Source organism: Streptomyces spiralis, assembly GCF_014654675.1.
In the GTDB taxonomy this organism is placed as follows: Bacteria; Actinomycetota; Actinomycetes; order Streptomycetales; family Streptomycetaceae; genus Streptomyces; species Streptomyces spiralis.
The window spans coordinates 15,146-40,304 of the sequence record NZ_BNBC01000066.1 but is presented as its reverse complement, the minus strand read 5'-3'; the positions used below and the strand labels follow the sequence as shown (position 1 = coordinate 40,304).

Sequence of the window (25,159 nt, the reverse complement as noted above, 5' to 3'; positions counted from 1 at the left end):
GGGCAACGACGAGGCCAAGGACAACAACGGCACCGTCATCCCCGACTGCTGACGACCGTGCCTCCGGCGGACCACCACCGCCACCCGCCGGAGGCACCCTCGTGTCCATCGCCGCACCCGGCGGGTTCAGCCGTCGACCACCTGATCGATGAGCCGCTGCAGGTACAAGCCGCGCTGTGCGTCCAGTTCCGTCGGTGTACGGGTGCGCACGGCGGTCGCGAAGTCCCGGCGCAGGATCGGCCAGCACTCCTCGTGGTCGATGCCTGCGGTGTCGTACGTCAACGGCGGCTCGGCTCCGAAGAGTTCCACCCGGGTCAGGGCCCGGGGAAGGTTGACGGCACCGGACAGCGACGCCTGGCTGATCGCGCCGTTGGCGTGCTCGCAGGTGAGCTCGATCCAGCGGCGGGGGTCTCCGCTGCCGCGGACGGCGGTGATGGGACCGACGGCGGCGTCCAGCAGGTCGAGGAGGTGGGGCCCCAGATCGAGCAGCGCGCCGTGCTCGAGACGCCAGCCGGTGGCGAAGTCGCCGCCCAGGAAGGCGCCGTGAAGGTAGCAGGAGCGGGCTCCGGCCACCTCCAGCCCGCGGGCGGTGTCCAGAAAGGCGCGGGTCGTGGGGTGGTAGCGCTTGGTCAGGACGAGCTGCGAGACGACACCGGCCTCCGCCACGGCATCGGCGAGCCGCTGCGCGGTGGTCAGGTCGGGACCGAGGGGCTTCTCCAGGAGCAGGTGCTTTCCTCGCTTGGCGGCCGACGGAGCGAGTTCCGCCTGTATCGCGGGCGGAACGGCGAAGGCCACCGCCTCGCAGCGGTCGAGGAGTTCCTCGAACTCGGTGGCGACCTGGGCGCCGTAGGGGGCTGCGGCCTGTCGCGCGGCGTCGGGGCGGCGGGCCCAGACGGCGGCGAGCCGGGTTTCCGGGCCGGTGGCCAGCATGCGTGCGTGCATGGCCCGGGCCCAGGGGCCGGCGCCCACGAGGCCGACCTCGACGGGCTGGTGCTTCCAGTGGGCTGGTTCAGTGGTCACGGTGTTCCTGTCGGTATGCGCACGGTGCTGTGCTTCGTGCTGCGCACAGTGATGTGCCTCGTGCGGGTTCAGGTGGCGAGGCGTGCGAGGCGGGCGTCGGCCTGGGCGGGGGAGTAGAGGATTTCGACCACCATGCCTGCCGCGCCGATGACACCGGCGTGGTCGCCGAGTCGTGACGTGACGATCTGCAGGTTCGCGGTGGTGCGGGGCATGGCACGCCGGTAGAGGAGTTCGCGGACGCCCGTCATGAACGGCACCCCGGAGAGGTCTCCGGCGAGCATCAGAACGCCCGGGTTGAGGAGGGTGACCACGGTCACCAGGACCTCTCCCACTCGGCGTCCGGCCTCCCGGGCCAGCCGGATCGCGTCGGGGTGACCCTCGGCGAGGAGGCGCTTGACGTCGGATCCGGAGGTGGTTTCCAGGCCGATTTCGGAGAGCTGCCGTGCGAGTGCCCGGCCGCTGGCGACGGCGGCCAGACAACCCTGCGAGCCGCACATGCACAGCGCGTCGGGCTGGTCGTGCAGGCGGATGTGGCCGATGTCGCCGGCGCCGCCGTCGATGCCGCGGTAGACACCGTCCCCGATGACGACGCCGGCGCCGATGCCGGTGGACACCTTGACCAGGACGAAGGCCGAGCAGTCACGGTGGTTGGCCTGGCGCTCGGCCAGGGCCATGAGGTTGGCGTCGTTGTCCAGGAAGACGGGGATCCCGTCCTCGGGGCCGGACGCCACATGCTCGGCGTAGGCCTTCTGCAGGCGTTCCCGGATGGGGTACCGGTCCCAGCCGGGCATGATGGGCGGCTCGACGACGCGTCCCGTCTCCCAGTCGACGGGCCCCGGCACGGACATGCCGATGCCGCACACATGGTCGGGGCCGACCCCGGCGGCGGCGATCAGGTCCGGGAAGGAGGCGGCCAGGTGGTCCAGCACCTCCTCCGGGCCACGGGTGATCTCCAATGGGCCGGTGTGCTCGGCGAGGATGGTGCCCGCGAGGTCCAGGACCGCGGTGCGGGCGTGCCGGGTCTCGAGGTCGACGGCGATGACCGATGCGTGCGTGGGGTCGAAGACGATCCGGTCCGAGGGGCGGCCACCGGTGGAGGTGCCGGTGGTGTGGCGCAGCCATCCCGCGCGGTTGAGCAGGTCCAGTCGCTGGCCGACGGTGGAGCGGGACAGTCCCGTGGCGCGCTGCAGGGCGGCGCGGGTGTTGGCACGGCCGCTGCGGATCAGCTGCAGCAGTTCTCCGGCGCTTACCTGATTCGGTGTCATCGTCCATCCCCCACGCTTCAGCTCTTGTCGGCGCCGCTGGTGAGGCCCTCGGTGAGCAGGCGCTCGGCGGCGAAGAACAGAACTACCACGGGAATCGTCAGGACCACCGAACCGGCCATGAGCACGGTCTTGGGCACTTCGATGCCGTTGGAGAGCTGCGCCAGGCCCAGGGAGACCGTCCACTTGTCCGGGTCGGCGGCCAGGAACAGCAGGGCGAAGAGGAACTCGTTCCAGGCGATCATGAAGATGTACAACCCGGTCGCCATCAGCGAGGGCAGGGCCAGGGGGAGGATCACCTTGCGCACGGTCTGCAGCCGGCTGCAGCCGTCGAGGGCCGCCGCTTCCTCGATGGAGTAGGGGATGGTGACGAGGTAGTTCTTCAGCATGTAGATCGACACCGGCACCGTCTGGGCGACGTAGACGATGGCGAGGCCGACCAGGCTGGAGGACAGTCCCATCCTGGCGAAGATCACGAACAGCGGAACGGCCAGCAGGGTCGCCGGGAAGAGATAGACGGCCAGGAAGAGTGCGCTGACCTGGCGGTGGCCGAAGAACTTCAGACGGCTGACGGCGTAGGCGCCGGGTACGGCGGCCAGCAGCGTCAGGGCGACGGTGCCCAGGGAGACCAGTGCGGAGTTGAGCAGGAACTTCACGAAGCCCTGCCCACCGTCGTCGGTGGACCGCAGGACGTCGTGGTAGGTCGACAGCGTGAAGTCCTTGGCCGATATCCACAGGGATCCGGGGTCGAGGAGGAGCGCGTCGATGGGCTTCACCGACAGCAGCAGCATGTAGTAGAAGGGCAGCAGGGTGATCACCGCGAGGAACGCGATGACGAGCCGGCGCAGGACGCCGAAGAGTCGCTCCTCGAACTGCGCCCTGCTCGGAGCGGCCTTGCGGGTCACGATTCCTCCTGGACCTTGTTGCCGAAGAACTTGAAGTAGAGGCCCAGCAGGAGCATCAGGGAGGCGGCCAGGACGAGGGCCTGGGCGGCCGCGGCTCCCACGTCGTAGCGGGCGGTGAGGAAGTCGTACACGCGCACGGCGGCGACGTCGGTGCCGGCGCCGCCTCCCGTCAGCAGGTAGACGTCGTCGAACTTGTTGAAGGTCATGATGAAGCGCAGGACGCACAACAGGGCGATGACGGGCATGAGCTGGGGGAGGAGTATGTGGCGGAAGCGCTGGGTGGGGGTGGCCCCGTCGACCTTCGCGGCTTCCTCGAGTGTGTGGGGCACCGCCTGGAGGCGGGCGAGGATGAACAGGAAGGCGAAGGGGAAGTAGCGCCAGCACTCGAAGGCGATCACGGTCAGCAGGGCCAGGGGGACGTCGACGTGCACACCGAGCAGGTGGACCGAGTACTCCCGGGTCGACAGGAAGGCGATCGGGTGGTCCCAGCCGAACAGGCGCCGGCCCCAATCGTTGACGACGCCGTACTGCGGACTGAGCGCGACCTCCCAGACGAAGGCCACCGCGACGACGGGGGCCACGTAGGGCAGCAGCATCGCGGCGCGCAGCAGGCCGCGGCCGCGGAAGGGCTTGCGCAGCGCGAGCGCGGCCACGAGGCCGAGAGCGACCGAGCCCAGAGTGCCACCCGCGGTGTACAGCAGGGTCGTGGTCAGGCTCGACCAGAAGCCGGCCGAGTCGAAGACCTGGGCGAAGTTGTCCAGGGACCAGTGGCCGAACAGCCCCATGCCCTGGATGTCGACGAGCTTGGCCTTCTGGAACGCCAGCAGCACGGTCCACAGAATGGGCAGGACCACCACCACCAGGACCACGACGAAGGTGGGGGAGACGAAGGCGAGGCCGGCGCGGTTGGCGCGGCGGCTCGCGGTCATCGGGCGGGAGGTCCGGGAGGCGGGCCCGGCGGTGGACCGGGGGCCTGTCGCCCGGCGCTGTGGCGCGCCGGCGGGAGCTGTAGTCATGAGGGGACCTTTGCGACGTGCAGGCGGGCGGCTATTGCAGGGACTTCTTCAGGGCGGCGACGTCGGCGTCGGCTTCGCGTGCCGCCTCGGTGGCGGAGATCTGGCCGCCGGTCATGGCGCCGATGGCCTTGGGAACGGGCAGTTCGCCGTTGGTGGCGCCGACGAGGGCTCCCTCACCCTGGGTGATGCCCCAGCGCCGCATGTGGCTGACGCCGGCGGCGAGCCGGTTGAGCAGGGTGGGCGGATAGACCTGGTCGAAGGGCTTGCGGGTGTCGACGCCGATGGGGCTGTGACGCCAGGCGTCGAGGTAGCGCCGCGGCTGGGCGGCCGTGCCGTTCCGGACGGGGATCTTGCCCTCGGGTGACATGCCGAACCAGGACTCGTAACCCGTGCCCATCATGTACTCGATGAACTCGCGGGAGGCGGCGGTCTCGGCCGTCTTGGTGGTCACCCATGAGGTGATCTCGCCGAACTGGGCGGGTTCGGAGCCGTCGGGACCCTTCATCGCCGTCACGATCCCGCTGTTGTCGGACAGGTACCGGGGATCGTTTCTGCATGCGGGGCAGCTGGGCAGGGCGTCCTTGCGCAGGCCGGCGAGTTCGTCCAGCAGGAACGAGGACCAGACGATCATCGAGGACTGGCCGGCGAAGTAGGTGGCGCGGGTGGAGTCCACGGTCTGCGTTCCGGGGGACCCGTAGGTACGGGCGAGCTGGTCGTAGGTGCGGAACGCGGTCCGGCACTGCGGGGATTCCAGGGCGACGTCGTGGTGGGCGTCGACGAGCTGGCAGTCGTTGGCCAGGGCGAGGCTCTCGAAGCTCTGGGAGGTGAAGACGTCACTGGGGTCGGTGGCCGCGGAGACGGCGTCGTGCCCCTTGGTGGTGAGTGCCTTGGCGGCGGTCAGAGCCCGTGCGTACGTGTCGGGGGCGGCCAGGTGCTTCTCGTCGAACTGGTCCTTGCGGTAGACCAGCAGCTGGAGCCAGGCGTCGGAGGGCACACCGAGGCTGGTGTTCCCGTCCGAGGTCAGCTGGAGCGCGTTCGCGTTGAACGTGCTCCTTCCCAGCTCGGCGACGATCTTCTTCGGGATGTCGGTGTTGAGCAGACCGTTGGTGTACATCTGCCACACCTGGCCCATCGGCGCCGCGCCGATCACGTCGGGCAGCTTGCCGGCGGCCGCGGCGGACATGATCAGCTGCGGCATCTGCCCCTCGTCGACCCCGACGAGGTGGACCTTGATCCCGGTCTTCTTCTCGAACCCGTCGATGATCTTCTGCGTCGCGGCGACCCGGTCCGGGAGGTTCTCCTGGGACCAGACCGTGATCTCGCGGTCCGGCTTTCCGGGCCCGGTACTGCCGGCGCAGCCCGTGAGCAGCCCGAGTCCCAGGGCTGCGGTGATGCCCACCGCGGTCGTCGTCGACCGCCGGCTCTTGGTGTGCATTGCGTGTCCTCGTTCCGACTTACGTCTACTGAGGACGCATCTCAGCATCACTTTTGCTGGTTGACAAGACATAAGTTGGAGATATCGTCGACGCAACCAACATCCGCAACCCCTCCGGAGCCCCCGTGGAACGCGTCGTCCAATTCACCGGCCCTCGCCAGGTGGAGGTCGCCGGGCACGCCCGAGCCGCACTGCCCCAAGGCCACCTCAGAGTCCGCACCCGCTACTCGGGCATCTCGGCCGGCACCGAACTGACCGCGTACCGCGGCACCAACCCCTACCTGACGCGGACCTGGGACCCCGAGGAGCGGCTGTTCCACGAGGGAGCGGCCGGCATCCAGTACCCCGTCGCGGGCTGGGGGTACTCCGAGGTCGGAGAGGTCGTCGAAGTCTCCCCGGAACTCGAGGGCACCCCCGGCCTGCCCCGCCCCGGCGACCTGGTCTGGGGCATCTGGGGACACCGCAGCGAGGGCATCGTCCCGGCCGAGCGGATGATCGGCCACACACTGCCCACCGGGCTGGAGCCCCTGGCCGGAGCCTTCGCACGCGTCGGCGCCATCGCCTACAACGCCGTCCTGGCCGGCGACATCCACCTCGGTGAGGACGTCGCCGTCTTCGGACAGGGCGTGATCGGCCTGCTCACCACACGGCTCGCCCAGCTCAACGGCGCCCGCGTCACAGCCGTCGACGCCCTCGACGGCCGCCTGGAGACCGCCAAGCGCTACGGCGCACACCACACCCTCAACGCCCGCACCGAGGCCGTCGCCGAATCCATCCGCCACGCCACCGACGGCCTCGGCGCCGACCTCGCCATCGAGATCAGCGGCGCCTACCCGGCCCTGCACGAAGCCCTGCGCTCGGTCGCGGCGGGCGGCCGCGTGGTGGCCTCCGGCTTCTACCAGGGCGACGGCATCGGCCTGCGGCTGGGCGACGAGTTCCACCACAACCGCGTCCAGCTCGTCTGCTCCCAGATCGGCGGCGTCCCCCCGCAGCTGTCCCACCGCTGGAGCGTCGAACGCCTTCAGCAGACCTTCCTGCGCCTGGTCGCCGAGGGGCACGTGGACGTGACCTCCCTGGTCAGCCATGTCGTCCCCGCGGCCGAAGCCGCCGACGCGTACGTGCTGCTGGACGAGCGCCCGGCCGACGCGCTGCAGGTCGTCCTGGAATTCTGAAAGGCAAAGGCCCTCTCATGCTCAAGACCGCCGCACAGGAACAACTCCTGCCCGGGGACACCCTCCAGGCCAAGTGGGAGTTCGCGCAGCAGGCCGGCTACGACGCCATCGAACTGCGCGCCAAGGGCGACTTCCACTTCGCCTCCCGCATCGACGAACTCCAGCAGGCCCGCAAGGACGGCGTGGTCATGCCGACGGTGTGCGTCGACATGCTGCACTTCTTCGGCGCCTTCGACGCCGATCTGCGCCGCGACGCCATCGCGCAGATGAAGTCGCAGCTGACCGTGATCGCCGAGATCGGCGGGCTCGGCGCCCAGACCCCCGCCTCCTACGGCATGTTCTCGCGCCGCCTTCCCCCCTTCGAGCCCCCGCGCTCCGAAGAGGAGGACCGCGAGATCCTGCTGGCCGGCCTGTCCGAACTCGGAGAGCACGCCCGCAGGGAAGGCGTCACCCTGTTCCTGGAGCCGCTCAACCGGTACGAGGACCACATGGTCAACCGGCTCGAGCAGGCAGCCGACCTGATCCGCGCCACCGGTCTCGACTCGATCCGGATCGGCATCGACAGCTACCACATGAACATCGAGGAGAGCGACCCGGCGGCCGCGATCATCGCGCACGCCGACCTCATCGGTCACGCCCAGGTCTCCGACTCCAACCGCTTCCAGCCCGGTGCCGGGCACCTGGACTGGCCTGCCTGGCTCGGCGCCCTGCACACCATCGGCTACGACGGCCACCTCGCCGCCGAGTGCCGCCTCACCGGAGACCCCGTGGAAGCGGTGCGCTCCATCCCCGCCTTCCTGCAGAGGTCCGGCGCGTGAAGTCCCTCCTGGACCGGCCCGCGCCCACCGCCGCCGCAGACCTGACACTGCGGCGCGGTGCGGCGCGGGTCCTCATCGACAACTGGACGGGCACCTCCACGGTGCCCTCCCGCACCCTCTATCCGCACCAGTGGAGCTGGGACTCCGCCTTCATCGCCATCGGGCTGCGCCACCTCTCGGTGCGCCGCGCCCAGCAGGAACTGGAGTCCCTGCTGGCCGGGCAGTGGGCCGACGGCCGCATCCCCCACATCGTCTTCAACCCCGCCGTACCGTACGACGCGTACTTCCCCAGCCCCGACTTCTGGCAGTCCGCACACGCGGGCCGGCCCTCCGGCGCACCCTCCGCGCCGCAGACGTCCGGCCTCGTCCAGCCGCCCGTGCACGCACTGGCCGCCTGGCTCGTGCACGCGGCCGATCCCGGCGAGTCCCGCCGCCGCGGCTTCCTGGACCGAGTCCACCCACGGCTCGCCGCCTGGCACGACTACCTCCTCACCCGCCGCGACCTCGGCGGCGCCGGCCTCGCCGCGGTCGTGCACCCATGGGAACCGGGCATGGACAACAGCCCCTGCTGGGACCGGGCGCTGGAACGCGTCGAACCCGCGGCGCCCGAGGAGTTCCACCGAGCCGACCTCGACCACGGCCACCCCGCCGACCGGCCCACCGACCTCGACTACGGCCGCTATGTCCGGCTGGCCGCCGACTACCGCGAGGCAGGCTACGACGACCGCGCGACCCGGCACCGCTTCACGGTGGAGGACCCCTGCTTCAACGCGCTGCTCGCCGTCAGCGAACTGGCCCTCGCAGCAATGGCCCGCGAGCTGGGCCGGACCGGCGCGGCGCACGCGGAGCGCGCACGCGACCTCAGCCGGCGCCTGGTCGACCGGCTGTGGGACGACACCGCAGGGATCTTCCGCGCCCGCGACCTGGCCACCGGAGCCATGGTGGACGAACGCAGCATCAGCGGGCTCGTCCCGCTCATCCTCCCGCACCTGCCGCAGGACATCGTCCGGCGACTGCACGCGACCCTCGGCAGCCCGCACTTCAAGGCGCCGGGCACCCGGCTGGTCCCCAGCTACGACCTCACCGGCCACGCCTTCGACCCCCAGCGCTACTGGCGCGGCCCGGCCTGGTTCAACACCGCCTGGCTGATCCACCGCGGACTGCGCACCCACCACCTCCACGCGGACGCCGAACGCCTCCGTGAAGGCTTCCTCACCGAGGCGGGACGATCGCGGTTCGCCGAATACGTCGACCCCGTCAGCGGCACCGCCCGCGGCGCCCGGCAGTTCTCATGGACCGCCGCCCTCACGCTCGACCTGCTGAGCACGCAGCCGAAGGAGCCCACGCCATGACCACCGCCGCCCACCGCGTCCAGCTGGTGCGCGACGCCACCTTCGCCCACCTGGACGCGGCAGGAGGCATCAGCGGCACCCGCGGGACGACACCCGACGGCCTGTTCGTGCGCGACGCCCGTCACCTCAGCCGCTGGCAGCTCACCGTCGACGACACCGCCCCCGTCGCCCTGGTCCCCGCCGCGGCGGAGTCGGACGACACCGCCTCCTGCGTCCTCACTCCCCGGGGCACACGCGACGATCCGCCCGCCTACACCGTCTTCCGCCGCCAGACCGTCACCGCCGGCACGCTGACCGAACACCTGCGGCTGGTCAGCAATCGCCCCGAACCGGTGACCGCACGCATCGACCTCACCGTCGACGCCGACTTCGCCGACCTGTTCGAACTGCGCGCCGACGACCGCACCTACCCCAAACCCGGCGGCCGGCACGAGACGCACACCACGGCCGACGGACTGCGCTTCGACTACCGGCGCGCCGACTGGCACTCCCGAACCGTCCTCACCTGCGACCCTGCACCCGACGCCGTGCACACGACGACCGAGCCCACCACGCGCACCCTCACCTGGGACCTCGGCCTCGACAGCCACGGCGAAGCCGAACTCCGCCTCACCGTCCGCGCCCACCCCCACGGGCTGCCGGACCGGCCGCCGGCCACACCGCGTCCGCAGCGGCAGCGGACACCGCCGGCGGGCGACGACCTGGCCCGCGCCTGCGAGCGGGGACTGGACGACGTGGACCTGCTGACCATCCCCGTGACCGGCATCGACGGCGAGGAGGTGCACGTTCCGGCAGCGGGCATCCCGTGGTTCCTCACCCTGTTCGGCCGCGACTCCCTGCTGACGTCCTACTTCCTCCTGCCGTACCGCCCGGAGACGGCCGCCGCCACCCTGAGCGCGCTCGCCGCGGTCCAGGGGCAGCGCCACGACGCCTTCAGCGGCGAACAACCCGGACGCATCGTCCACGAGACCCGCCACGGCGAACTCGCCCACTTCCGGCAGGTCCCCTACGGCCGCTACTACGGAACGGTCGACGCCACACCGCTGTTTCTCGTCCTGCTGCACGCGCACCACGAGACGACCCGCGACAGCTCACTGGCCGTACGCCTGGAGAGCCACGCCCGGCGGGCCGTGGACTGGATGTTCACGGACGGGGGCCTGGAGAAACACGGCTACCTCGTCTACACCCCCGACCCGGGCGGCCTGGTCAACCAGAACTGGAAGGACTCCGCGGGAGCGATCTGCTTCGCCGACGGAACCCAGGCACAGGGGCCCATCGCGGTGTCGGAGGTCCAGGGCTACGCCTACGACGCTCTCCTGCGCACCGCGGAACTGGCCCAGGAGATCTGGCAGGACGCGCCGTACGCGCGCCGCCTGCGCGAGGCGGCACAGCGGCTGCGCGACCGCTTCGCTGCGGACTTCTGGATGCCGGACGCCGACTTTCCCGCGCTCGCACTCGACGGCACCGGACGCCAGGCCGACGCCCTGGCGTCGGACGCCGGCCACCTGCTGTGGTCCGGCATCCTCGACACCCAACGCGCGCGCCGAGTCGGGCGACGCCTGCTGGAGCCGGACTTCTTCTCCGGCTGGGCCATCCGCACCCTGGCCGCCGGCCAGCGGCCGTACCATCCGCTGTCCTACCACCGCGGCAGCGCCTGGCCGCACGACAACGCCCTCATCGCCCTGGGCCTGGCCCGCTACGGACTCGCCGAACAGGTCGACCTCGTCACCGAGGGCCTCGTAGCGGCGGCCACCCGGTACGGACACCGCCTGCCCGAAGTCATCGCGGGCTACGACCGGGCCGCCACCACCGGCCCCGTTCCCTACCCCCACGCGTCCTCGCCCCAGGCGTGGGCAGCCGCAACACCGCTGGCACTGCGCACGGCGCTGGAACAGGTGTGAGGGGGGCAGCAGGACATCTCGCGCAGCAGTGCCCGGCGACCACGCCCCGACGTGCGGCAGAACCGTCCCGACGGCGGCACCGGCATGCCACGAGAGACTGATTGGCTCTCGCCCCGGGACCGGGCACCCGGTCAGACTGCACATCTGATGCCGTCAGTGAAGGAGTTGTGATGCAGGTAGCCGTGGTCACCTTCGACGGGTTCAACGAACTCGACAGTTTCATCGCCTCCGCGCTGATCAACCGTTGCCGCAGGGACGGCTTGGAAGCCTTCATCACGACGCCGACGCCTGTGGTCACGTCGATGAACGGCGTCGAGGTGACAGGACAGCGCCCGATGGAGTTCGTGACCGAAGCCGAGGTCGTCCTCATCGGCAGCGGCGTGAAGACGCGAGACGTCGTCGCCGACGACCGGCTGATCTCCCGGCTGAGGCTCGACCCCTCACGGCAACTGATCGGTGCGCAGTGCTCGGGCGCGCTGGTGCTCGCCCGGCTGGGGTTGCTGGAGTCCATGCCGGCCTGCACGGACATCAAGAGCCGGCCCTTCGTCGAAGCCTGCGGCGTCACCGTGCTGGACGCGCCTTTCCACGCCGAGGGGAACATCGCCACGGCGGGCGGCTGCCTGGCGTCGCAGTATCTCGCCACGTGGGTGATCAGCCGAATGCTCGGAGAGGACGCCGCGCGCGACGTCATCGGCTACGTGGCTCCGGTCGGCGAAACGCAGGAGACCGTCGAGCGCGCCCTGCGCGCCGTCCACTCGGGTGAGCCCGCACGGCCCTGACACGCCGTCATCAGCCGGACCATGGGGCATGCGCGAACGGGTCCCACGTCGATGTCGGAGGCGCTCAGGTCAAAGGAAGCCGCATGAGCGTCAGATCGAGCCAGCGGCCGAACTTGGTGCCGACTTCCGGCACCGTGCCGGCGTGGTGGAAGCCGAACCGTTCGTGCAGCCGGATCGACGCGGTGTTCCCGGCCTCGATGCCGGCGATCATGACGTGATGACCGGCATCGCGGGCCGAGGCGATGAGGGCCTTCAGGAGCGCGGAGCCGATACCGAGCCCATGCCGTCCCTCACGGACGTAGACCGAATCCTCGACCGTGTGACGGTAGCCGTCCAGGTGCCGCCACGGCCCGTGGACCGCGAATCCGGCCACCTCGCCCTCGGCCTCCGCCACGAACGCCGAGCCCCGGTCCAGATGGGCCGCGAGCCAGGCGACCGCCTCGGCCGGGGACTGCGGGGTCTGCGTCCACAGAGCCGTGGTGTGCTCGATCGCGTGGTTGCGGATCGCCCGGACGGCCTCCGCGTCGTCGGGGCGGGCCCGGCGCACGGTGACGTCCGCACGAGTCCTTTCATATATTGGATTCATGCCCAACATAGTAGATCCCCTGGTGGGGCGGATCGCCGCGCGCGTTCGTGCCGAACGGGAACGGCGCCGGTGGACCCTGGCTCAGCTCGCGGACGTCTCCGGGGTGTCCCAGGCCATGATCAGCAGGATCGAGCGCGGGGAGAGCAGCCCCACTGCCGTGGTCCTGGGCAAGCTGTCGGCCGCATTCCAGCTCAGTATCGCCTCCTTGCTCGCCCTGGCCGAAGGCGCGCAGGACGAGGCGCGGGACGACGCCCAGGGCGTCGCAGGTGTGCGCCGTCGCACGGACGCGGCCGAGTGGCAGGACCCCGGCACCGGTTACCGGCGCCGCCAGATCACCGGTCCCCACTTCCCTGCGGAGGTCGCCGAGATCCGCCTGCCCGCCGGCGCCCGGGTGCCGTATCCGGCTGCCGCCTTCGCCTTCGTGCGACAGGTCGTCTGGGTCCTCGACGGCCGTCTGACCTTCCACGACGGCGACACGGTCCACGAACTCGACGCGGGCGACACCATCGAACTCGGTGGACCGGCCGATCGCGTCTTCGCCAACACCACGGACGACGAGTGCCGCTATACGGTCATCCTCACCCGCGGCGCGCAGCCATGACCCGTCCCTGAAGCCGTCCCTCGGTTCTCGGTTTCGCGGTCGTCCTTGATCACTGCCCGTCCGGGCCCGGCTCGGCCGATGACCGTCGGACTGCCCGGCGCTGCGGGCAGCAGGAACAGCTCCGTCGTGGCCAGTGCAGCGACCATGTAGGGCCCCGCCGAAACCGAGCAACGCGATGTCTCGTTCCGGCTTGCGATCAGGCGGCGGACGTCTTGGATGGAAGCAGAGGCATCAGGCAGGTCTGAAGCAGGGCGCGCAGGAGAGCAGGCGTCTGGGCAGTTTCCTCTTCTGGGCCCGGTCAGGGTTGGACATGGCCGTCGTACAGCGGGCGGATTCGGACGGTGGGCAGCCGGCGGAGGGGCGGCCGGTGGTCGGCCATCCCGGCGTGTTCCGGGACCTGCTGCCCATGGCGGTCTGGGGCGTCGGCCATGACGGGTGTGTGTGGCAGTGGGGTCTGGCGGCGCAGGACCTGCTGGGCTGGGGGCCGGATCAGGTCATCGGCCATGACGGGCTTCCCATCCTGGTTCCGGAATGCAACCGGGAACTGGCCAAGGAATTGGCTGCCCGCTGCTGGGCCGGGGAGACCGTGGTCGGGTCCTATCCGGTGCGGCACCGGGACGGGCACACGGTCGAGATGGAGATGTGGATGGCCCCGGTCACCGATCCCGCGGGGCAGCCCGGCTTGCTGGTCATTGCCGCGGAGACCTCTGCCGTGCGGCGGATGCGGGACTCGCTGGCTGCCCTGGAGGGTCTGTTCGCGCAGTCGCCGATCGGCCTGGCGCTGTTGGACCGCGAGCTGCGGTACGTGCGCGTCAACGATGCCCTCGCCGACATGAACGGCCGGCCCGCCGCCGCGCACGTGGGCAAGCGCCTCCGCGAGGTCGTCCCCGGGATTGACCCCGGGGCGGTGGAAGCCCTCATGCGGCAAGTACTCCACAGCGGGCGCGCTGTGCTCGATGTCCGAACCGGGCGTACCGACGCCAACCCCGGCTGCGACCGCGTCTGGTCGTCCTCCTACGCCCCGTTGACCGACAGCGATGGCGAAGCACTCGGTGTGATCGCTTCCGTCATCGACATCACCGAGGGGCAGGCCGACCACCTGCGGGCCGAGCGGGCGCGGCAGCGGTTCGCGTTGCTGGCCGAAGCCGGCGAACGGATCGGCACCACCTTGGACCTTCGACAGGCGGCAGACGGGCTGGCCCAGGTGCTGGTGCCCCAGCTCGCCGACACCGCCGAGGTGCTGCTGCTGGAGGGAGTGCTTGCACCGGACGACGCAGGTGCGTCCGCTCACGACCTGCTGCACCGCCTGGCCACGGCGGGACCGACCCCCACCGCGCCGGCTCAGCAGGCGCCCGAGGCGACGCACCGCATCCCACCCGGATCGGTGTATGCCGCTGTCCTGGGTCAACGGCGCCCGCAGACCGTACCGCTGCCGCTGCCTGTTCTCCGGTCCGTGCCCCCTGACCCGGGCGAGGGCTTGTTCGCCCACAGCGCCCCTGGCACCGCGCGTGTCGTCCCGCTGAATGCCCGGGGCAAAGTGCTCGGTCTGGTGATCACCACCCGCACCCGCGGCGAGCCGTTCGACGAGGAGGACACGGTGCTCATCGACGAACTGGTCGCCCGGGCGGCACTGAACATCGACAACGCCCGCCTGTACGCCAGCCGCCACCAGGCGGCCCTCACCCTGCAACGCAGCCTCATCAAGCCACTGCCGGCCGTGCCCGGACTCGAACTGGCCAGCGGCTACCTCCCCGCCAGCAGTGAGAACGAAGTCGGCGGCGACTGGCTCGACGTCCTCACCCTCCCCGACGGCAGGACCGGCCTGATCATCGGAGACGTGATGGGACACGGCATCCGGGCGGCGGCGGTCATGGGCCAGCTACGCATCATGGCCCGCACCCTGGCCGCCCAGAACGTCCCACCGGCCCGCCTGATGCACCATCTGGATGCCGCGGTGACCGATCTCGGCGAGAGCGAACTGGCCACCTGTGTCTACGCCGTCTACGACCGGGCCAGCGCCGACTGCCTCATCACCCGCGCCGGCCACCCTCCACCGGTCCTCGCCGATCCGCACCGCACAGTCCGGTTCCTCGAGGGAACCTGCGGCGCACCCCTGGGCAGCCCACGCGACGCTCCCTTCCAGACCGAACACGTCCCCCTCCCGCCCGGCAGCATCCTCGTCCTCTACACCGACGGACTCATCGAAAGCCACGACCACGACCTGGATCACGGTCTGAACCAACTGGCGCACGCCTTGCGCCGGCCGAGCCGGACGCTGCGGGAAATCCGCGACCACCTCATCGCCGACCTGCTGCCCGAACCGTCGCACGACGACGTCGCCGTACTTCTCGCCCGGCCACGATGAGAACGTGCCCGAGAGACCAGGCCCGTCGTTGCCGATGCCGGCTGGACACCTTGCGGCCCTACCTGATCAGCCGCCGAGAGGCCTTCGTGGTGAGGTATCGGCGTTCGAGCGCGTTCGTCGCGCGTCGCGCGGCCTCGCGGTAGGCGGCTGTGGCGGCGACGTGGTCGCCGGCCCGTTCGAGCAGATGTGCGCGGGCCGCGTGCAGGCGGTGGTGGCTCGCCATGCGTTTGTCGGACGCCAGCGGTGCGAGGAGTTCGAGCCCGGCGGCCGGGCCGTGCACCATGGCGACGGCGACCGCGCGGTTGAGGGTCACCATGGGGTTGGGTGCTATGTGTTCCAGGAGTTCGTACAGCCTGAGGATCTGCGGCCAGTCCGTGGCGTCGATGTGGTCCGCCTCGTCGTGGAGGGCCGCGACGGCGGCCTGCAACTGGTAGGGGCCGACCGGGCCGCGGGCCAGGGCTTCGGTGATCACCGCGGTGCCTTCGGCGATCAGCCGGCGGTTCCACAGGGTGCGGTCCTGTTCCTCGAGCGGCACCAGGCTGCCGTCCGTGCTGATCCGAGCGGGCCGCCGTGCGTCGGTGAGCAGCATGAGGGCCAACAGTCCGGCGCACTCCCCGTCGTCAGGGAGCAGACGGTGCAGCCCGCGGGTGAGCCGGATCGCCTCGTCGGAAAGCTGCGGTGCGGTGAGGTCCGTTCCCGCGGTGGTCGTGTAGCCCTCGTTGAAGATCAGGTAGAGCACGTGCAGCACGACGCGCAGCCGCTCGGCGCGCTCTTCGGCCTGCGGCATCGCGAAAGGGATCTCGCTGGTCCTGATGGTCTGCTTCGCCCGGCTGATCCGCTGGGCCATGGTGGCCTCCGGGACCAGGAAGGCGGCGGCGATCTGTGCGGTGGTCAGGCCGCCGACCGCGCGCAGCGTCAGTGCGATCTGGCTCGGTGTCGTGAGGGCAGGGTGGCAGCACAGGAACAGCAGGGTCAGCGAGTCGTCCCGGTCCGCGCCCGGGTCGGCGTCGGCAGGGCGGGCGAGCAGCTCCGATTGCGGGGTGGCGGCCATCACGGCGTCCTCGCGACGCCGGCGCGACTGTTCGCTGCGGAACGCGTCGAGCAGCCGATGACCGGCTACGGTGATCAGCCAGCCACGGGGGTTGTCCGGTAGGCCGCTCTCGCTCCAGTGTGTGGCGGCCAGGAGCAGCGCCTCCTGGGTGGCGTCCTCGCACGCGTCGAAGTGCCCGTAGCGGCGGACCAACGCGGTGAGGACCTGCTGCGCGAGCTCGCGCAGCAGGTCCTCGACGGCTCGTTCCGTCACAGGTCCGCCGCGCTGTCGTGCAGGATCGGCCAGACCTCGGTCGGGGCGGTGTCGGCCCAGGGCATGTCGGCCGCGATCTCATGGGCCCGTCGTTCGCTCTCGCAGTCCAGCAGCCAGAAGCTGGCCATGTACTCCTTGGTCTCCAGGTACGGTCCGTCCGTGACGGCGGGCGCCCCGTCCTTGCGGCGGACCAGCCTGGCGTTCGCCGCGTCGGCCAGGCCGTAGGAGCCGAGGAGTTCACCGGTCTCGCGGTACTTGGCGTTGAACGCCTCCTGCTTGGCGATCGCCTCCGGCCACGACTCGGCCGGGAACGAGTCCCACTTCTCCTGGTTGCCGTAGATCAGCAGCAGGAACTTCATCTCGGGTCTTCCCTTCAGGCGGGCGCGCTCCGTCGGCGCGCCGTCACCTTGCAGACGAAGCAGGTGCACCGTCACTCGACATCCGGCGCCGAGATTTTTCTTCGCCTCTTCTCCGGCGCCATGTCGAGCCGGGCCTTCTGGCTCCGTCTGTCCGACGACAGCAGCGTCCAGTACAGGAGATCACGATGCACACCGTTTCAGCCATCCGCTTTGCCCAGTTCGCCGGTGACCGGCCGTTGTGGCAGGTCAGCGCGCTCGCCGGGGTGGGTGCGGCCGTCGCGACCGAACTGTTCGGCCTCGCCGCCCGCGCTGCCGGCGTCCCGATGTCGGCGGCCGGTCTCGGCGCCGCGACGGCGCAGCCCATCACGGTCGGCATGTTCGCCATGGGCACGCTGATCTGCACGTTCTGGGGCACGGTCCTGGCCGTGGTCCTCGGACGGTACGCGCGCCGACCGGTCGTCGCCTACGTGGGGGCGACCGTGGGGCTCACCGTGGTCTCCCTGGTGATACCGCTGACCGCCGGTCACACGGCGACCTCCACCAAGCTCACGCTGGCGCTCGGGCACCTGGTGGCCGCGGCGATCATCATCCCGACCGTCGCCCACCGGCTCTCACTCCCACTGGTTCGGCCCGCCGGCCCCGGGCGCCCCGGCGGCGCCCGTTGAAGCGAGCGGACGAGCGTTTCACGTCCTGATCACCATGGGCAGAGCCGGGGCGACGGTCCTCAGCGTGCACCGAGCACGGAATTCGAGCCGACGATGAGGCGGCGGCCGTGCGACCGTTGACACTGGCTTGCCTCTCGTTCGATGCGTACGCCGGCCGAGATCGCCTACAGAAGGCTGTCGTCCACGGTGAAGATCAATGGAGCGGAAGGGAGCGAGCTCTTGGAGGCGCGCGGCGTCGGCGCCGCACGCGCGCCCCTCGGGTGAGGCGAACGCGGTGTGCAACTCGTCCATCGTGTCCCAGTCCAGCTCGGCGACCATGTAGTACGGGCAGCCGCCGCGGATGGCGACCAGGTCCCGGCCGACCGTGTAGCGGCGCAGCCCCGGGAGAAGTCGTGCGAGCGGGATGTGGACATCGCGATAGTGCTGGTCGAACAGTTCGGGGTGCATGGGCGTCTCGTACAGGGCGACGAAGCGTGCCGTCATCGGGCAGCCCTCCGATACCGGGTGAGGACGGCGGGGCCGACGCGGAGTCTCTCCTCCGTGCCGACCGCTTTTCCGCCGTGGCCGGACATCCGGCTGCCCGGCGGCACGCCTGGCGATCCGTCCGGGTCGGACACGAGTCCGCCCAGGGTGATCAACTCGACGGCGATCGTACGCATGTGGGTTTCCCTTCGGTTTGGTGTTCACCGGTACGTACCGGTCGCACCGCCCCGACTCATCGCTCCCCGCGGAATTGGTCGGCGGGAGTCTCGTGGGACAGTCCGAAGGCGTCGAAGACGCGCGGATCGGCGAACACGACGTTGCGCGCCACCCGCCCTGCGATGACGGTGAGGACCTGCAGGGTGTGCAGACGATGGCCGCCGCCGGACTGTGGCGCGTAGGCGGCGAGCGCGGGCTGACCGTTGGCGGTCAGCGCACGCATCGCCCAGCCGGTACCGCGCATGCCGAACACGCGCTCCATGAACCGGCCGTAGTCGCCGCTGCCTCGGTACCACAGCGGAACCGGCGGCATCTCCAGCACCGCGTCGTCGGCCAGCAGCCGCACCAGTGCGGGCACGTCCGCCGCCTCGAACGCGTGCATGTACCGCTGGACCACCTCGCGCACCTCGGGATCGTCCGGCTCGGTGACCGCATGGGCATCGCCCGCGCCGGCGAGAGCGGCGCGTACGCGCTGCAGTGCGCTGTTGACCGCCGCGACCGTGGTCCCCAGCTGTTCGGCGACCTCGGCGGCGGAGAACCCCAGGACCTCGCGCAGCACCAGCACCGCCCGCTGCCGCGCCGGCAGGTACTGCACTGCCGCGACCCACGCCAGCCGCAGGTCGGTCCGCGCCTCCAGGTCAAACCGTGCGTCGGGGAACGGCTCCAGCCAGGGCACGTCGAGCGCCGGCGCAAGCGACGCCCCAGGATCGTCGCTCGGCGCCCCCAGCCCGGAGGGCAGCGGGCGCCGCCCGCGCATCGATGAAACGAGCGCGGGCGACGATGGCCGCCCGGAACCCGCTGGTGGCCTTCGGGTCCATGTCCGGGCGGTCGCGCCAGTCATCACCGGGAGCCGCCAGTTGCAGGCCGATCTCGTCCTCGAGCACATGCGGGGGCGAGTCGACCTGGAGGTGCATCGCCCGCCAGAGGGCGGTCCGCACCGCGGTGTTGTCCGGTGCCTCTGTCCGCTCGTGCGCCATGGTGTTCCCCCTTCGTCGCGGTCAGTTCTTGGCGGGAGCCTGGAGGCTCCACACATACCCCAGCTCCTGGAAGAACTTCGCCGCCCTGACCCAGTGTTGCGTCGTCAGGAACACGGCCCGATTGTATGCGCCGACACCGTGCTCCACTGTGCCGAGGAAGCCGCGGCGGTGCGGAAGGTGCTGTGCAGGACAGCGGCGAGCCGACCGTCGTGGTCACAGGGCGGCCGGACCGGACGTCCGACCGCTCCTCACCGGCGGCCGACCGCTCCGCGCTTCCGGCCGGTGGTCCCCGCCCGACGTGTCCCGGTGTGTCAGCGGCCTGCCGCGCTCAGCCGCGCGACCAGGGCGGCGGCCTCCGACTCCCCGCCTCGCGGAGCATCGGGCCACTCGTCGACGCGTTCCCACCAGTACTCACGCGGGGTTCCCGGATAGCGGGGAAGGAGGTGAACGTGCAGGTGAGGGACGTTGTCGCCGATGACGGCGGCGTACACATGCTCGGCACCGCCGACTTCGCGGAGTCGGCGCGCCGCACGGGTGCACCAAAGCCCCACCCGTTGTGCCTCCGCGTCCGTGAGATCGGCCAGACCAGGAGCGTGCCGACGTGGTTCCACGAGCAGATGGCCGAGGTAGACCGCCGCCGAGCCTCCGGGCGCTCTTGGGGACAGGTGCGAGACGACCACGAGCTCGTCGTGCCACACCGGACCCCCCGGCATCAAGGACTCGTCACGGTGCTTGCCGCAGACGAAGCAGTCCGTCGGCGCGGGCTCATTTGTCATGAGCAGCATGATGCCCGCTCCGGATGCGAACCGCCGTGGTTTCCCCACCCTTGACGGTGTGCGGACCTGCTGGTTGGAGCCGAGGCTCAGGGGCGGTGCAGACCCCAGGTCTGCAAGGCATAGGGCCGCCCCTTCTCCTCACCCTTGATCAGCGGCACGTCGAGCAGTCCGAAGCCCGCCTTGGTGGCCACGGCGACGCTGGCGGCGTTCTCGGCCTCCAGTTCCAGGATCACCTGCTCCGCGCCCAACTGCTCGAAGGCGTACGCGGCCATCACCCGCACCGCCCGCACCGCCAGCCCCTGGCCGCGGTGCGCCGGGCCGACCGCGTAACCGAGTTCCGTGCCCTCGGGGGCACGCCGCAGCATCACCTCGCCGAGCGGAGCGCCGCCGTCGACGGTGATGGCGAGCAGGATGGCCGTGCCCTCCGCCCGCAGCTGCCGGTCCCGGTCCAGCCGTGCGCGGGCGGCCGCTTCGTCGAAGGGGGAGACGATCGGCGTCCAGTACGCGATGTCGGGATGGTCGAACAGCTCCGGCATCGCCGCCAGGTCCGCCTCCGTCCAGTCGCGCAGGACGAGACCCTCCCCGGAGAGCTCGATCCGCTCGGGAAAGGACGACGTGGTGCTGCTCATGCTGCGGGACCTCCCTGGCCTGTTCAGGACGAGGCAGGATAACCGGGGCCGGCAGAGGCCCACCGGGCATTTTTCCCGGCCGACCGGCGGCCGGCTCGCCGACGCCCGCGGCGGCTGGACCTCCTCGCACCCGGACCGGGGCCCGCACACCGTCGTGCGGGCCCAGGCCTCGAACGGGGTGGTGTCACCGCGGGGTCAGGGCATCGGGGCGCGCTACGGCGTCCGTGTCTTCCAGATGCCCCGGCCGTGCGTGGCCACGTACACCTGGCTGCCGTCCGGGCTCGGCGAGAGGTAGACCGCCGGCGCGGTGGGCAGGTCCGTGCCCAGGCGCGCCCAGTGGCCCGCCGAGGTGCTGGTGAACACGCCCAGGTCGGTGGCGACCACGAGGGTGCCGGCCTTGGTGATCAGCGCCGCGTTGGCCGGGGCGTCCGGGAAGGAGTCCGAGGCGGCGGGGTCACCGCTGACGTCCGTCCAGGTCTTTCCGCCGTCCGCGGTCTTCCAGACGTGGCCGTAGCCGGCGCCGGGGCCCTCGTTCCAGTGCCGTGAGAAGCCGTTGACCACCGCGTAGACCGTCTTGCCGGAGGCGTCGGACGGGTCGATGGTCAGACCGGAGATGTAGCGGTTCGGGAAGGCTGCGGGAAGGCCGACCTGGTGCCAGGTGCCGCCGTAGTTGGTGGCGATGCCCCGCCCGAAGGTCTCGTCGACCGAGCCGCAGGGGCCGCACCAGGCCGCCCACGTCACGTGGTTGCGGCTGACCACCGCCGACGCGGAGTGGCCGGCGCCCAGGTCGTACAGCTTGGTCCAGTCGGCGCCGGAGGTGCTCTGCCACGTCTCGGTGTTGCCCCAGACGTACTGGCCGCCCGCGACCCACAGGCCGTTCGGGTCGGTCTCGTCCGCGCTGAACGGGGCGGTGAAGCGGGCCCCCGGGTCGCCGGGCGCGATGTCGGTGATCACGTCCTCGGAGCCGTCGTCGCTCGCGGTGTAGCCACAGTTGTTCGTGATCTGCAGCGCGAGGTCGACGTACTCGCCGACCGTCTGGCAGCCGTTGTCGGGGTTGACCAGCTGGTCGCCGCCGTCACCGCCGTACGGGGAGACCATCTTGCCGTCCGGGTTCAGCTGCTGCCCCTGGTAGGTGGAGCCCTTGGGTGCGAGCAGCGAGACGCCGTTGTCCTGCAGGCCGCCCCAGACGGCGTCGCCGCTGCCGTCGGTCATCCTGCCCGCGCGCACCGAGTAGTACTGGAGGGTGCGCAGGGTGCCCGACTCGTTGAGGTTGCGCCAGCCGGTGGTCGTCTGCGTGGTGGGGCGGGCGTAGGCGCCGCCGTCGTTGCCGACGAACACCTCCGGGGCGCTTCCCTTCCACTGGGAGAAGGCGAGGGCGTGCTGGTCGGAGTGCATCACGTCGCCGTCGCAGGAGTTCTCGGCGGGGTCGTACGAGAAGCACTTCATGCCGAAGTCCCAGTAGCGGCCGATGGCCTTCCAGGTGGCGCCGCCGTCCCGGGACTCGAACATCTCCTCAAGACCCAGGTAGACGTGGTTCGGGTCGCTCGGGTCGACCGCGACCACCTGGTCGTACCAGGCCTGCGAGCCGGGCTGGTAGCCGCTGCCGATCTCGTTGATCTTCATTGCGGAGCCGGACGTCGACAGCGACGAGGAGGTCGCGATCTGCTTGAACGGTCCGTCGGCGTTGCCGCTCTCGCTGACGTACACGCCGGCGAGGACCGAGTACACGCCGGAGCCGGTGGCCTTGTTGAGAAGCTTCGGGGACTCCATCGAGACGTACAGCTTGCTGCCGTCGGCCGCGTAGGCGAAGGCGGCGTTGCCGATCTCGGCGGGGTTGATCGCACCGGTCGGGTTGGCGCGCTTCCAGGTGGTGCCGGCGTCGTCGGAGTAGTAGAAGCCGTTGTAGTCGGCGCCGCTGCGCCAGGCCATGTTGGCCAGCAGCCTGGTGCCGTCGCTGCCGGGCTGTACGGCGATGTCGTTGGCGATGTCCGCGTAGTGGCCGTCCACCCCGCAGCCCACGCCGCTGATGCCGATGCCCGCACACGGGGCGAGGACCTTCGTCCAGGCGGCGGACTGACCTGCCGACAGCGGGCGCCGGAAGACGCCGTGCGAAGACGCCGCGAAGACGTACCCGGCGGCCTTGTCGAAGGTGAGAGTGTGGATGGAGCTGGAGTCCAGCTCGGTGCCGCCCACCTTGTCGCTCTCGCTGAAGGTGCCGGTGACCGGGTTCGCGAGCCGGTAGACGCCGCTGCCCAGGTAGTTGTCGGAGGCGGTGGTCGCCTCGCCGGTGGCCAGCCACAACGAGCCGTCGGGCGCGACCGCGAGGGCCCCCACGGACAGCGCGGGCAGCCGGTCCGCGATCGGCGTCCAGGTGCTGCCGTCGTCGGTGGAGCGGAACACGCCGCCGCCGGCGGCACCCGCGTAGACCACGCCCCGGTGTGTCGGGTCGGTGGCCAGGGCGGCGATCCGGCCCGCCGAGTGGCCCGCACCGCCACCGGAGTTGGAGGCGGACCGGTCGCGGTAGTGCAGCGCGTCCTCGTTGTACGGCGAGGTGGTGACTTCGGACCAACTGCCGGACTTCACCGGCATGTTCTTGATGTGCGCCCAGGCGTCGGCGTAGGCGCCCGGCGCGATCCGGCCGCCGGGGGAGAGCCTCGGTTCGTCGAACGCGTCGATCGACTCCATCAGCTCGTGGGACTCCTCGCCGGCCTCGTGGTGGCGGCTGGATCCCGAGTCGCTGTCCACTCCGAACGCGGCGATGGGTCCTGTCCCCGCTATCAGGAGTGCGGCGGCCGCGGCGGCGAGTGCCGTCCGCCCCCTGCTTTCCGCTCCGCGGCGCGGTCTGCGCCGTGCGGAATAGTCACGCATGGACTGTCTCCGGCTTCTTCGGAGTAGGCCGTGGCCGCCCCTACGGCCGCACTTGATGTCCTACTGCCGAGCGCCGGAACCGTACCCCCGTGCGTCCCTTCAACCCCAGGGGTTTACGCGGACTTTACAGCCTGACAAAAGTAATAATTGTCAAAAGTCGCCTCGTTCGCCATCTCGTCTCTCGAAGTGACGGCACACCCTCACTACTTGCAGCGCATGAACCTCCGTCATCGTTACTTCCGTCCGCGGCCGGTGGCGAGCGGTGAGGACCGGGGCGTCACGTTCTCCGGCGCCACGTCTCCGGCGTTACGCGCTTCTGTCCACCGGTGGCCGTCGCACGTCGCTCGAGCCTGCGGAGCGCGATCTCGCCCCACTGGATGTTCTCCCGCTCGAAGGCCATGCCGCGCAGCAGCGTCAGATACGGCCCGACCCGTTCGGCCTCGGCGAAGTACTCGTCCTCCGTGCGCCCCTTCAAGAGGTGCTCCCGCAGTCGTTCGTAACGCGCGAGCTTGGCCGTGGCCCACTCCATGCGCTCGCCGATCGCCGCTCGTACGGCCTCGATGTCGCCGACGTCCGCGCACTGCACCTTCACCAGGAGCTCGTCCCGGATCGTCGTCGGCCTGCCCGGCCGTTCGGCGACGTAGGCACGTACGGCCTCCATCCCGGCTTCGGTGAGGGAGAAGAGCCGCTTGTTCGGCCGGCGCTCCTGCTCGACGACCCTGGCGGTGACGAGCCCCTCGCTCTCCATGCGCTCCAGCTCCCGGTAGAGCTGCTGAGGGGTGGCCATCCAGAAGTTCGCGACGGAGGCGTCGAACCCCTTGGCCAGGTCGTAGCCGGACGCCTCTCCTTCGAGAAGTGCGGCCATCACCGCGTTGCGCAATGCCATGACGGGAGGCTATCGCGTCGTTGATTACTCATGGATGTGACCACGGTCGACCCGCCCTGATGCGCCGCCCTCTCGCCGCAGAGGGGTCGACAACCCCGCGCTGCCCGGTCATAGTACTCGATGCACATATTCAACAAATTGACTAGAGGTGATCCCGTGCACCCGTTCCGCAAGGCCGTCGAGACCGGAGACCACGCCGCCCTGGAGGCCCTGCTGGCCGAGGACGTCGTGTTCACCAGCCCGGTCGCCTTCAAGCCGTACTCCGGCAAGGCGATCACCGCCGCGATCCTTCGCGGGGTGTCCCGCGTCTTCGAGGACTTCACGTACGTACGCGAGATCGCGAACCCGGACGGCCGCGACCATGCCTTCGTCTTCACCGCCACCGTCGACGGCAAGCAGATCCAGGGCTGCGACTTCCTCCACTTCGACGAGGAGGGGAAGATCGACGACTTCCTGGTCATGGTCCGTCCGCTCTCCGCCGCCAAGGCGCTCGCCGAGGCCATGGGAGCCCAGTTCGACCGGATCGCCCGGGAGGCGGGCGGGCAGTGACCGACGCCGACGCCGGCCTGCGCACGCAGGCCGGGTCGCCGCCACGACGCCCCGCCGGACGGCTCTGCCGAGAATCTTCACCCGGGCGCCGCGAGGCCGACACCGAACCACTGGAGAACCACCATGCTCCCGGGACTCCCGGTCGACGCCCGAGACCGAGAGGATCCTCGGACGGGAACCTGCCCGGGTAGCACCGCAAGGAGCCGTTGTGAACACGAGCAATCCGCTTGGCCAGG

Annotated in this window: 24 protein-coding genes and 1 pseudogene; 9 read left to right on the top strand and 16 right to left on the bottom strand. The window is 70.6% G+C overall.

Features of this window, described 5'->3' with window-relative positions; genetic code table 11:
- Nucleotides 1–126: 126 nt before the first annotated feature.
- From IE318_RS40275 to IE318_RS40255, 5 genes are all read right to left on the bottom strand, one after another.
- Nucleotides 127–1,020 carry a Gfo/Idh/MocA family protein gene (locus tag IE318_RS40275; protein ID WP_189907843.1) on the bottom strand — a complete coding sequence of 298 codons (894 nt, stop codon included), beginning with the start codon at nucleotides 1,018–1,020 and terminating at the stop codon, nucleotides 127–129.
- 68 nt (nucleotides 1,021–1,088) lie between these two features.
- On the bottom strand, nucleotides 1,089–2,285 hold the full coding sequence (locus tag IE318_RS40270; protein WP_189907842.1) for an ROK family transcriptional regulator: 1,197 nt from the start codon (nucleotides 2,283–2,285) through the stop codon (nucleotides 1,089–1,091).
- A gap of 17 nt (nucleotides 2,286–2,302) precedes the next feature.
- Complete coding sequence (locus IE318_RS40265; RefSeq protein WP_189907841.1) at nucleotides 2,303–3,187, bottom strand: carbohydrate ABC transporter permease; 885 nt, start codon at nucleotides 3,185–3,187, stop codon at nucleotides 2,303–2,305.
- Nucleotides 3,184–4,203: a carbohydrate ABC transporter permease gene (locus IE318_RS40260; RefSeq protein ID WP_030178564.1), complete on the bottom strand. Its 1,020-nt coding sequence runs from the start codon at nucleotides 4,201–4,203 to the stop codon at nucleotides 3,184–3,186. The genes IE318_RS40265 and IE318_RS40260 overlap by 4 nt, the downstream gene beginning before the upstream one ends.
- Before the next feature lie 31 nt (nucleotides 4,204–4,234).
- The gene (locus IE318_RS40255; RefSeq protein ID WP_189907840.1) at nucleotides 4,235–5,638 is read right to left on the bottom strand and encodes an ABC transporter substrate-binding protein; all 1,404 of its coding nucleotides are present in this window, start codon (nucleotides 5,636–5,638) and stop codon (nucleotides 4,235–4,237) included.
- Nucleotides 5,639–5,763: 125 nt separating this feature from the next.
- On the opposite strand from IE318_RS40255, the gene IE318_RS40250 reads away from it, so the two are divergent.
- The 5 genes from IE318_RS40250 to IE318_RS40230 all read left to right on the top strand — a co-directional run bounded on the left by IE318_RS40250 (nucleotide 5,764) and on the right by IE318_RS40230 (nucleotide 11,660).
- The gene (locus tag IE318_RS40250; RefSeq protein WP_189907839.1) at nucleotides 5,764–6,810 is read left to right on the top strand and encodes a zinc-dependent alcohol dehydrogenase; all 1,047 of its coding nucleotides are present in this window, start codon (nucleotides 5,764–5,766) and stop codon (nucleotides 6,808–6,810) included.
- A gap of 17 nt (nucleotides 6,811–6,827) precedes the next feature.
- Nucleotides 6,828–7,628, top strand: coding sequence for a sugar phosphate isomerase/epimerase family protein (locus IE318_RS40245; protein ID WP_189907838.1), 801 nt, complete (start codon nucleotides 6,828–6,830; stop codon nucleotides 7,626–7,628).
- Nucleotides 7,625–8,980, top strand: coding sequence for an MGH1-like glycoside hydrolase domain-containing protein (locus IE318_RS40240; RefSeq protein ID WP_189907837.1), 1,356 nt, complete (start codon nucleotides 7,625–7,627; stop codon nucleotides 8,978–8,980). Before IE318_RS40245 ends, IE318_RS40240 begins: the two co-directional genes overlap by 4 nt.
- A complete protein-coding gene (locus IE318_RS40235; protein ID WP_189907836.1) occupies nucleotides 8,977–10,881 on the top strand; it encodes an amylo-alpha-1,6-glucosidase in 1,905 nt (634 codons plus the stop codon). Before IE318_RS40240 ends, IE318_RS40235 begins: the two co-directional genes overlap by 4 nt.
- Nucleotides 10,882–11,051: 170 nt before the next feature.
- Nucleotides 11,052–11,660: a DJ-1/PfpI family protein gene (locus tag IE318_RS40230; protein ID WP_189907835.1), complete on the top strand. Its 609-nt coding sequence runs from the start codon at nucleotides 11,052–11,054 to the stop codon at nucleotides 11,658–11,660.
- 64 nt (nucleotides 11,661–11,724) lie between these two features.
- On the opposite strand, the gene IE318_RS40225 is transcribed toward IE318_RS40230, so the two are convergent.
- Nucleotides 11,725–12,246 (bottom strand): GNAT family N-acetyltransferase, encoded by a 522-nt coding sequence (locus IE318_RS40225; RefSeq protein WP_189907834.1) that lies wholly within the window; start codon nucleotides 12,244–12,246, stop codon nucleotides 11,725–11,727.
- Between IE318_RS40225 and IE318_RS40220 the strand changes: the two genes are divergently transcribed.
- Together IE318_RS40220 and IE318_RS40215 are read left to right on the top strand one after the other, a co-directional pair.
- Nucleotides 12,245–12,847 carry a helix-turn-helix domain-containing protein gene (locus IE318_RS40220; protein WP_189907833.1) on the top strand — a complete coding sequence of 201 codons (603 nt, stop codon included), beginning with the start codon at nucleotides 12,245–12,247 and terminating at the stop codon, nucleotides 12,845–12,847. The genes IE318_RS40225 and IE318_RS40220 overlap by 2 nt on opposite strands.
- A gap of 310 nt (nucleotides 12,848–13,157) precedes the next feature.
- The gene (locus tag IE318_RS40215; RefSeq protein ID WP_189907832.1) at nucleotides 13,158–15,212 is read left to right on the top strand and encodes a SpoIIE family protein phosphatase; all 2,055 of its coding nucleotides are present in this window, start codon (nucleotides 13,158–13,160) and stop codon (nucleotides 15,210–15,212) included.
- 58 nt (nucleotides 15,213–15,270) lie between these two features.
- On the opposite strand, the gene IE318_RS40210 is transcribed toward IE318_RS40215, so the two are convergent.
- Both IE318_RS40210 and IE318_RS40205 read right to left on the bottom strand, forming a co-directional pair.
- Complete coding sequence (locus IE318_RS40210) at nucleotides 15,271–16,515, bottom strand: RNA polymerase sigma factor (RefSeq protein ID WP_189907831.1); 1,245 nt, start codon at nucleotides 16,513–16,515, stop codon at nucleotides 15,271–15,273.
- On the bottom strand, nucleotides 16,512–16,874 hold the full coding sequence (locus IE318_RS40205) for a YciI family protein (RefSeq protein WP_030178580.1): 363 nt from the start codon (nucleotides 16,872–16,874) through the stop codon (nucleotides 16,512–16,514). Before IE318_RS40205 ends, IE318_RS40210 begins: the two co-directional genes overlap by 4 nt.
- A 185-nt stretch (nucleotides 16,875–17,059) precedes the next feature.
- On the opposite strand from IE318_RS40205, the gene IE318_RS40200 reads away from it, so the two are divergent.
- Nucleotides 17,060–17,539, top strand: coding sequence for a DUF6069 family protein (locus tag IE318_RS40200; protein ID WP_189907830.1), 480 nt, complete (start codon nucleotides 17,060–17,062; stop codon nucleotides 17,537–17,539).
- An 18-nt stretch (nucleotides 17,540–17,557) separates the two neighbouring features.
- Here IE318_RS40200 and IE318_RS40195 read toward each other — a convergent pair whose 3' ends face one another.
- The 8 genes and pseudogenes from IE318_RS40195 to IE318_RS40165 form a co-directional block, all read right to left on the bottom strand.
- Complete coding sequence (locus IE318_RS40195; RefSeq protein WP_189907829.1) at nucleotides 17,558–18,022, bottom strand: EthD family reductase; 465 nt, start codon at nucleotides 18,020–18,022, stop codon at nucleotides 17,558–17,560.
- Nucleotides 18,019–18,198, bottom strand: coding sequence for a hypothetical protein (locus IE318_RS40190; RefSeq protein ID WP_189907828.1), 180 nt, complete (start codon nucleotides 18,196–18,198; stop codon nucleotides 18,019–18,021). Before IE318_RS40190 ends, IE318_RS40195 begins: the two co-directional genes overlap by 4 nt.
- 56 nt (nucleotides 18,199–18,254) lie before the next feature.
- The gene (locus IE318_RS40185; protein WP_229904083.1) at nucleotides 18,255–18,995 is read right to left on the bottom strand and encodes an RNA polymerase subunit sigma-70; all 741 of its coding nucleotides are present in this window, start codon (nucleotides 18,993–18,995) and stop codon (nucleotides 18,255–18,257) included.
- Nucleotides 18,973–19,215 (bottom strand): annotated as a pseudogene (locus IE318_RS45715) (class I SAM-dependent methyltransferase); the annotation flags it as partial. The pseudogene IE318_RS45715 and the gene IE318_RS40185, both read right to left, overlap by 23 nt.
- 311 nt (nucleotides 19,216–19,526) lie before the next feature.
- Entirely contained in the window at nucleotides 19,527–19,991 is a 465-nt protein-coding gene (locus IE318_RS40180) for an HIT family protein (RefSeq protein WP_189907826.1), read from the bottom strand.
- Nucleotides 19,992–20,077: 86 nt separating this feature from the next.
- Nucleotides 20,078–20,620, bottom strand: a complete 543-nt coding sequence (locus tag IE318_RS40175; RefSeq protein WP_030178601.1) for a GNAT family N-acetyltransferase — start codon at nucleotides 20,618–20,620, stop codon at nucleotides 20,078–20,080.
- 213 nt (nucleotides 20,621–20,833) lie between these two features.
- Nucleotides 20,834–23,488 carry a WD40/YVTN/BNR-like repeat-containing protein gene (locus IE318_RS40170; protein WP_189907825.1) on the bottom strand — a complete coding sequence of 885 codons (2,655 nt, stop codon included), beginning with the start codon at nucleotides 23,486–23,488 and terminating at the stop codon, nucleotides 20,834–20,836.
- Nucleotides 23,489–23,765: 277 nt separating this feature from the next.
- Nucleotides 23,766–24,374: a PadR family transcriptional regulator gene (locus tag IE318_RS40165; RefSeq protein WP_189907824.1), complete on the bottom strand. Its 609-nt coding sequence runs from the start codon at nucleotides 24,372–24,374 to the stop codon at nucleotides 23,766–23,768.
- A gap of 156 nt (nucleotides 24,375–24,530) precedes the next feature.
- On the opposite strand from IE318_RS40165, the gene IE318_RS40160 reads away from it, so the two are divergent.
- Nucleotides 24,531–24,923 carry a nuclear transport factor 2 family protein gene (locus IE318_RS40160; protein WP_189907823.1) on the top strand — a complete coding sequence of 131 codons (393 nt, stop codon included), beginning with the start codon at nucleotides 24,531–24,533 and terminating at the stop codon, nucleotides 24,921–24,923.
- Nucleotides 24,924–25,159: the final 236 nt, after the last annotated feature.

Excerpts from the sequence above, each read along its gene's own strand:
- IE318_RS40270 (WP_189907842.1), bottom strand. The coding sequence starts at position 2,285 with ATGACACCGAATCAGGTAAGCGCCGGAGAACTGCTGCAGCTGATCCGC.
- IE318_RS40260 (WP_030178564.1), bottom strand. The coding sequence starts at position 4,203 with ATGACTACAGCTCCCGCCGGCGCGCCACAGCGCCGGGCGACAGGCCCC.
- IE318_RS40255 (WP_189907840.1), bottom strand. The coding sequence starts at position 5,638 with ATGCACACCAAGAGCCGGCGGTCGACGACGACCGCGGTGGGCATCACC.
- IE318_RS40245 (WP_189907838.1), top strand. The coding sequence starts at position 6,828 with ATGCTCAAGACCGCCGCACAGGAACAACTCCTGCCCGGGGACACCCTC.
- IE318_RS40235 (WP_189907836.1), top strand. The coding sequence starts at position 8,977 with ATGACCACCGCCGCCCACCGCGTCCAGCTGGTGCGCGACGCCACCTTC.
- IE318_RS40230 (WP_189907835.1), top strand. The coding sequence starts at position 11,052 with ATGCAGGTAGCCGTGGTCACCTTCGACGGGTTCAACGAACTCGACAGT.
- IE318_RS40220 (WP_189907833.1), top strand. The coding sequence starts at position 12,245 with ATGCCCAACATAGTAGATCCCCTGGTGGGGCGGATCGCCGCGCGCGTT.
- IE318_RS40225 (WP_189907834.1), bottom strand. The coding sequence starts at position 12,246 with ATGAATCCAATATATGAAAGGACTCGTGCGGACGTCACCGTGCGCCGG.
- IE318_RS40215 (WP_189907832.1), top strand. The coding sequence starts at position 13,158 with ATGGCCGTCGTACAGCGGGCGGATTCGGACGGTGGGCAGCCGGCGGAG.
- IE318_RS40205 (WP_030178580.1), bottom strand. The coding sequence starts at position 16,874 with ATGAAGTTCCTGCTGCTGATCTACGGCAACCAGGAGAAGTGGGACTCG.
- IE318_RS40200 (WP_189907830.1), top strand. The coding sequence starts at position 17,060 with ATGCACACCGTTTCAGCCATCCGCTTTGCCCAGTTCGCCGGTGACCGG.
- IE318_RS40195 (WP_189907829.1), bottom strand. The coding sequence starts at position 18,022 with ATGACGGCACGCTTCGTCGCCCTGTACGAGACGCCCATGCACCCCGAA.
- IE318_RS40190 (WP_189907828.1), bottom strand. The coding sequence starts at position 18,198 with ATGCGTACGATCGCCGTCGAGTTGATCACCCTGGGCGGACTCGTGTCC.
- IE318_RS40185 (WP_229904083.1), bottom strand. The coding sequence starts at position 18,995 with ATGCGCGGGCGGCGCCCGCTGCCCTCCGGGCTGGGGGCGCCGAGCGAC.
- IE318_RS40180 (WP_189907826.1), bottom strand. The coding sequence starts at position 19,991 with ATGACAAATGAGCCCGCGCCGACGGACTGCTTCGTCTGCGGCAAGCAC.
- IE318_RS40175 (WP_030178601.1), bottom strand. The coding sequence starts at position 20,620 with ATGAGCAGCACCACGTCGTCCTTTCCCGAGCGGATCGAGCTCTCCGGG.
- IE318_RS40170 (WP_189907825.1), bottom strand. The coding sequence starts at position 23,488 with ATGCGTGACTATTCCGCACGGCGCAGACCGCGCCGCGGAGCGGAAAGC.
- IE318_RS40165 (WP_189907824.1), bottom strand. The coding sequence starts at position 24,374 with ATGGCATTGCGCAACGCGGTGATGGCCGCACTTCTCGAAGGAGAGGCG.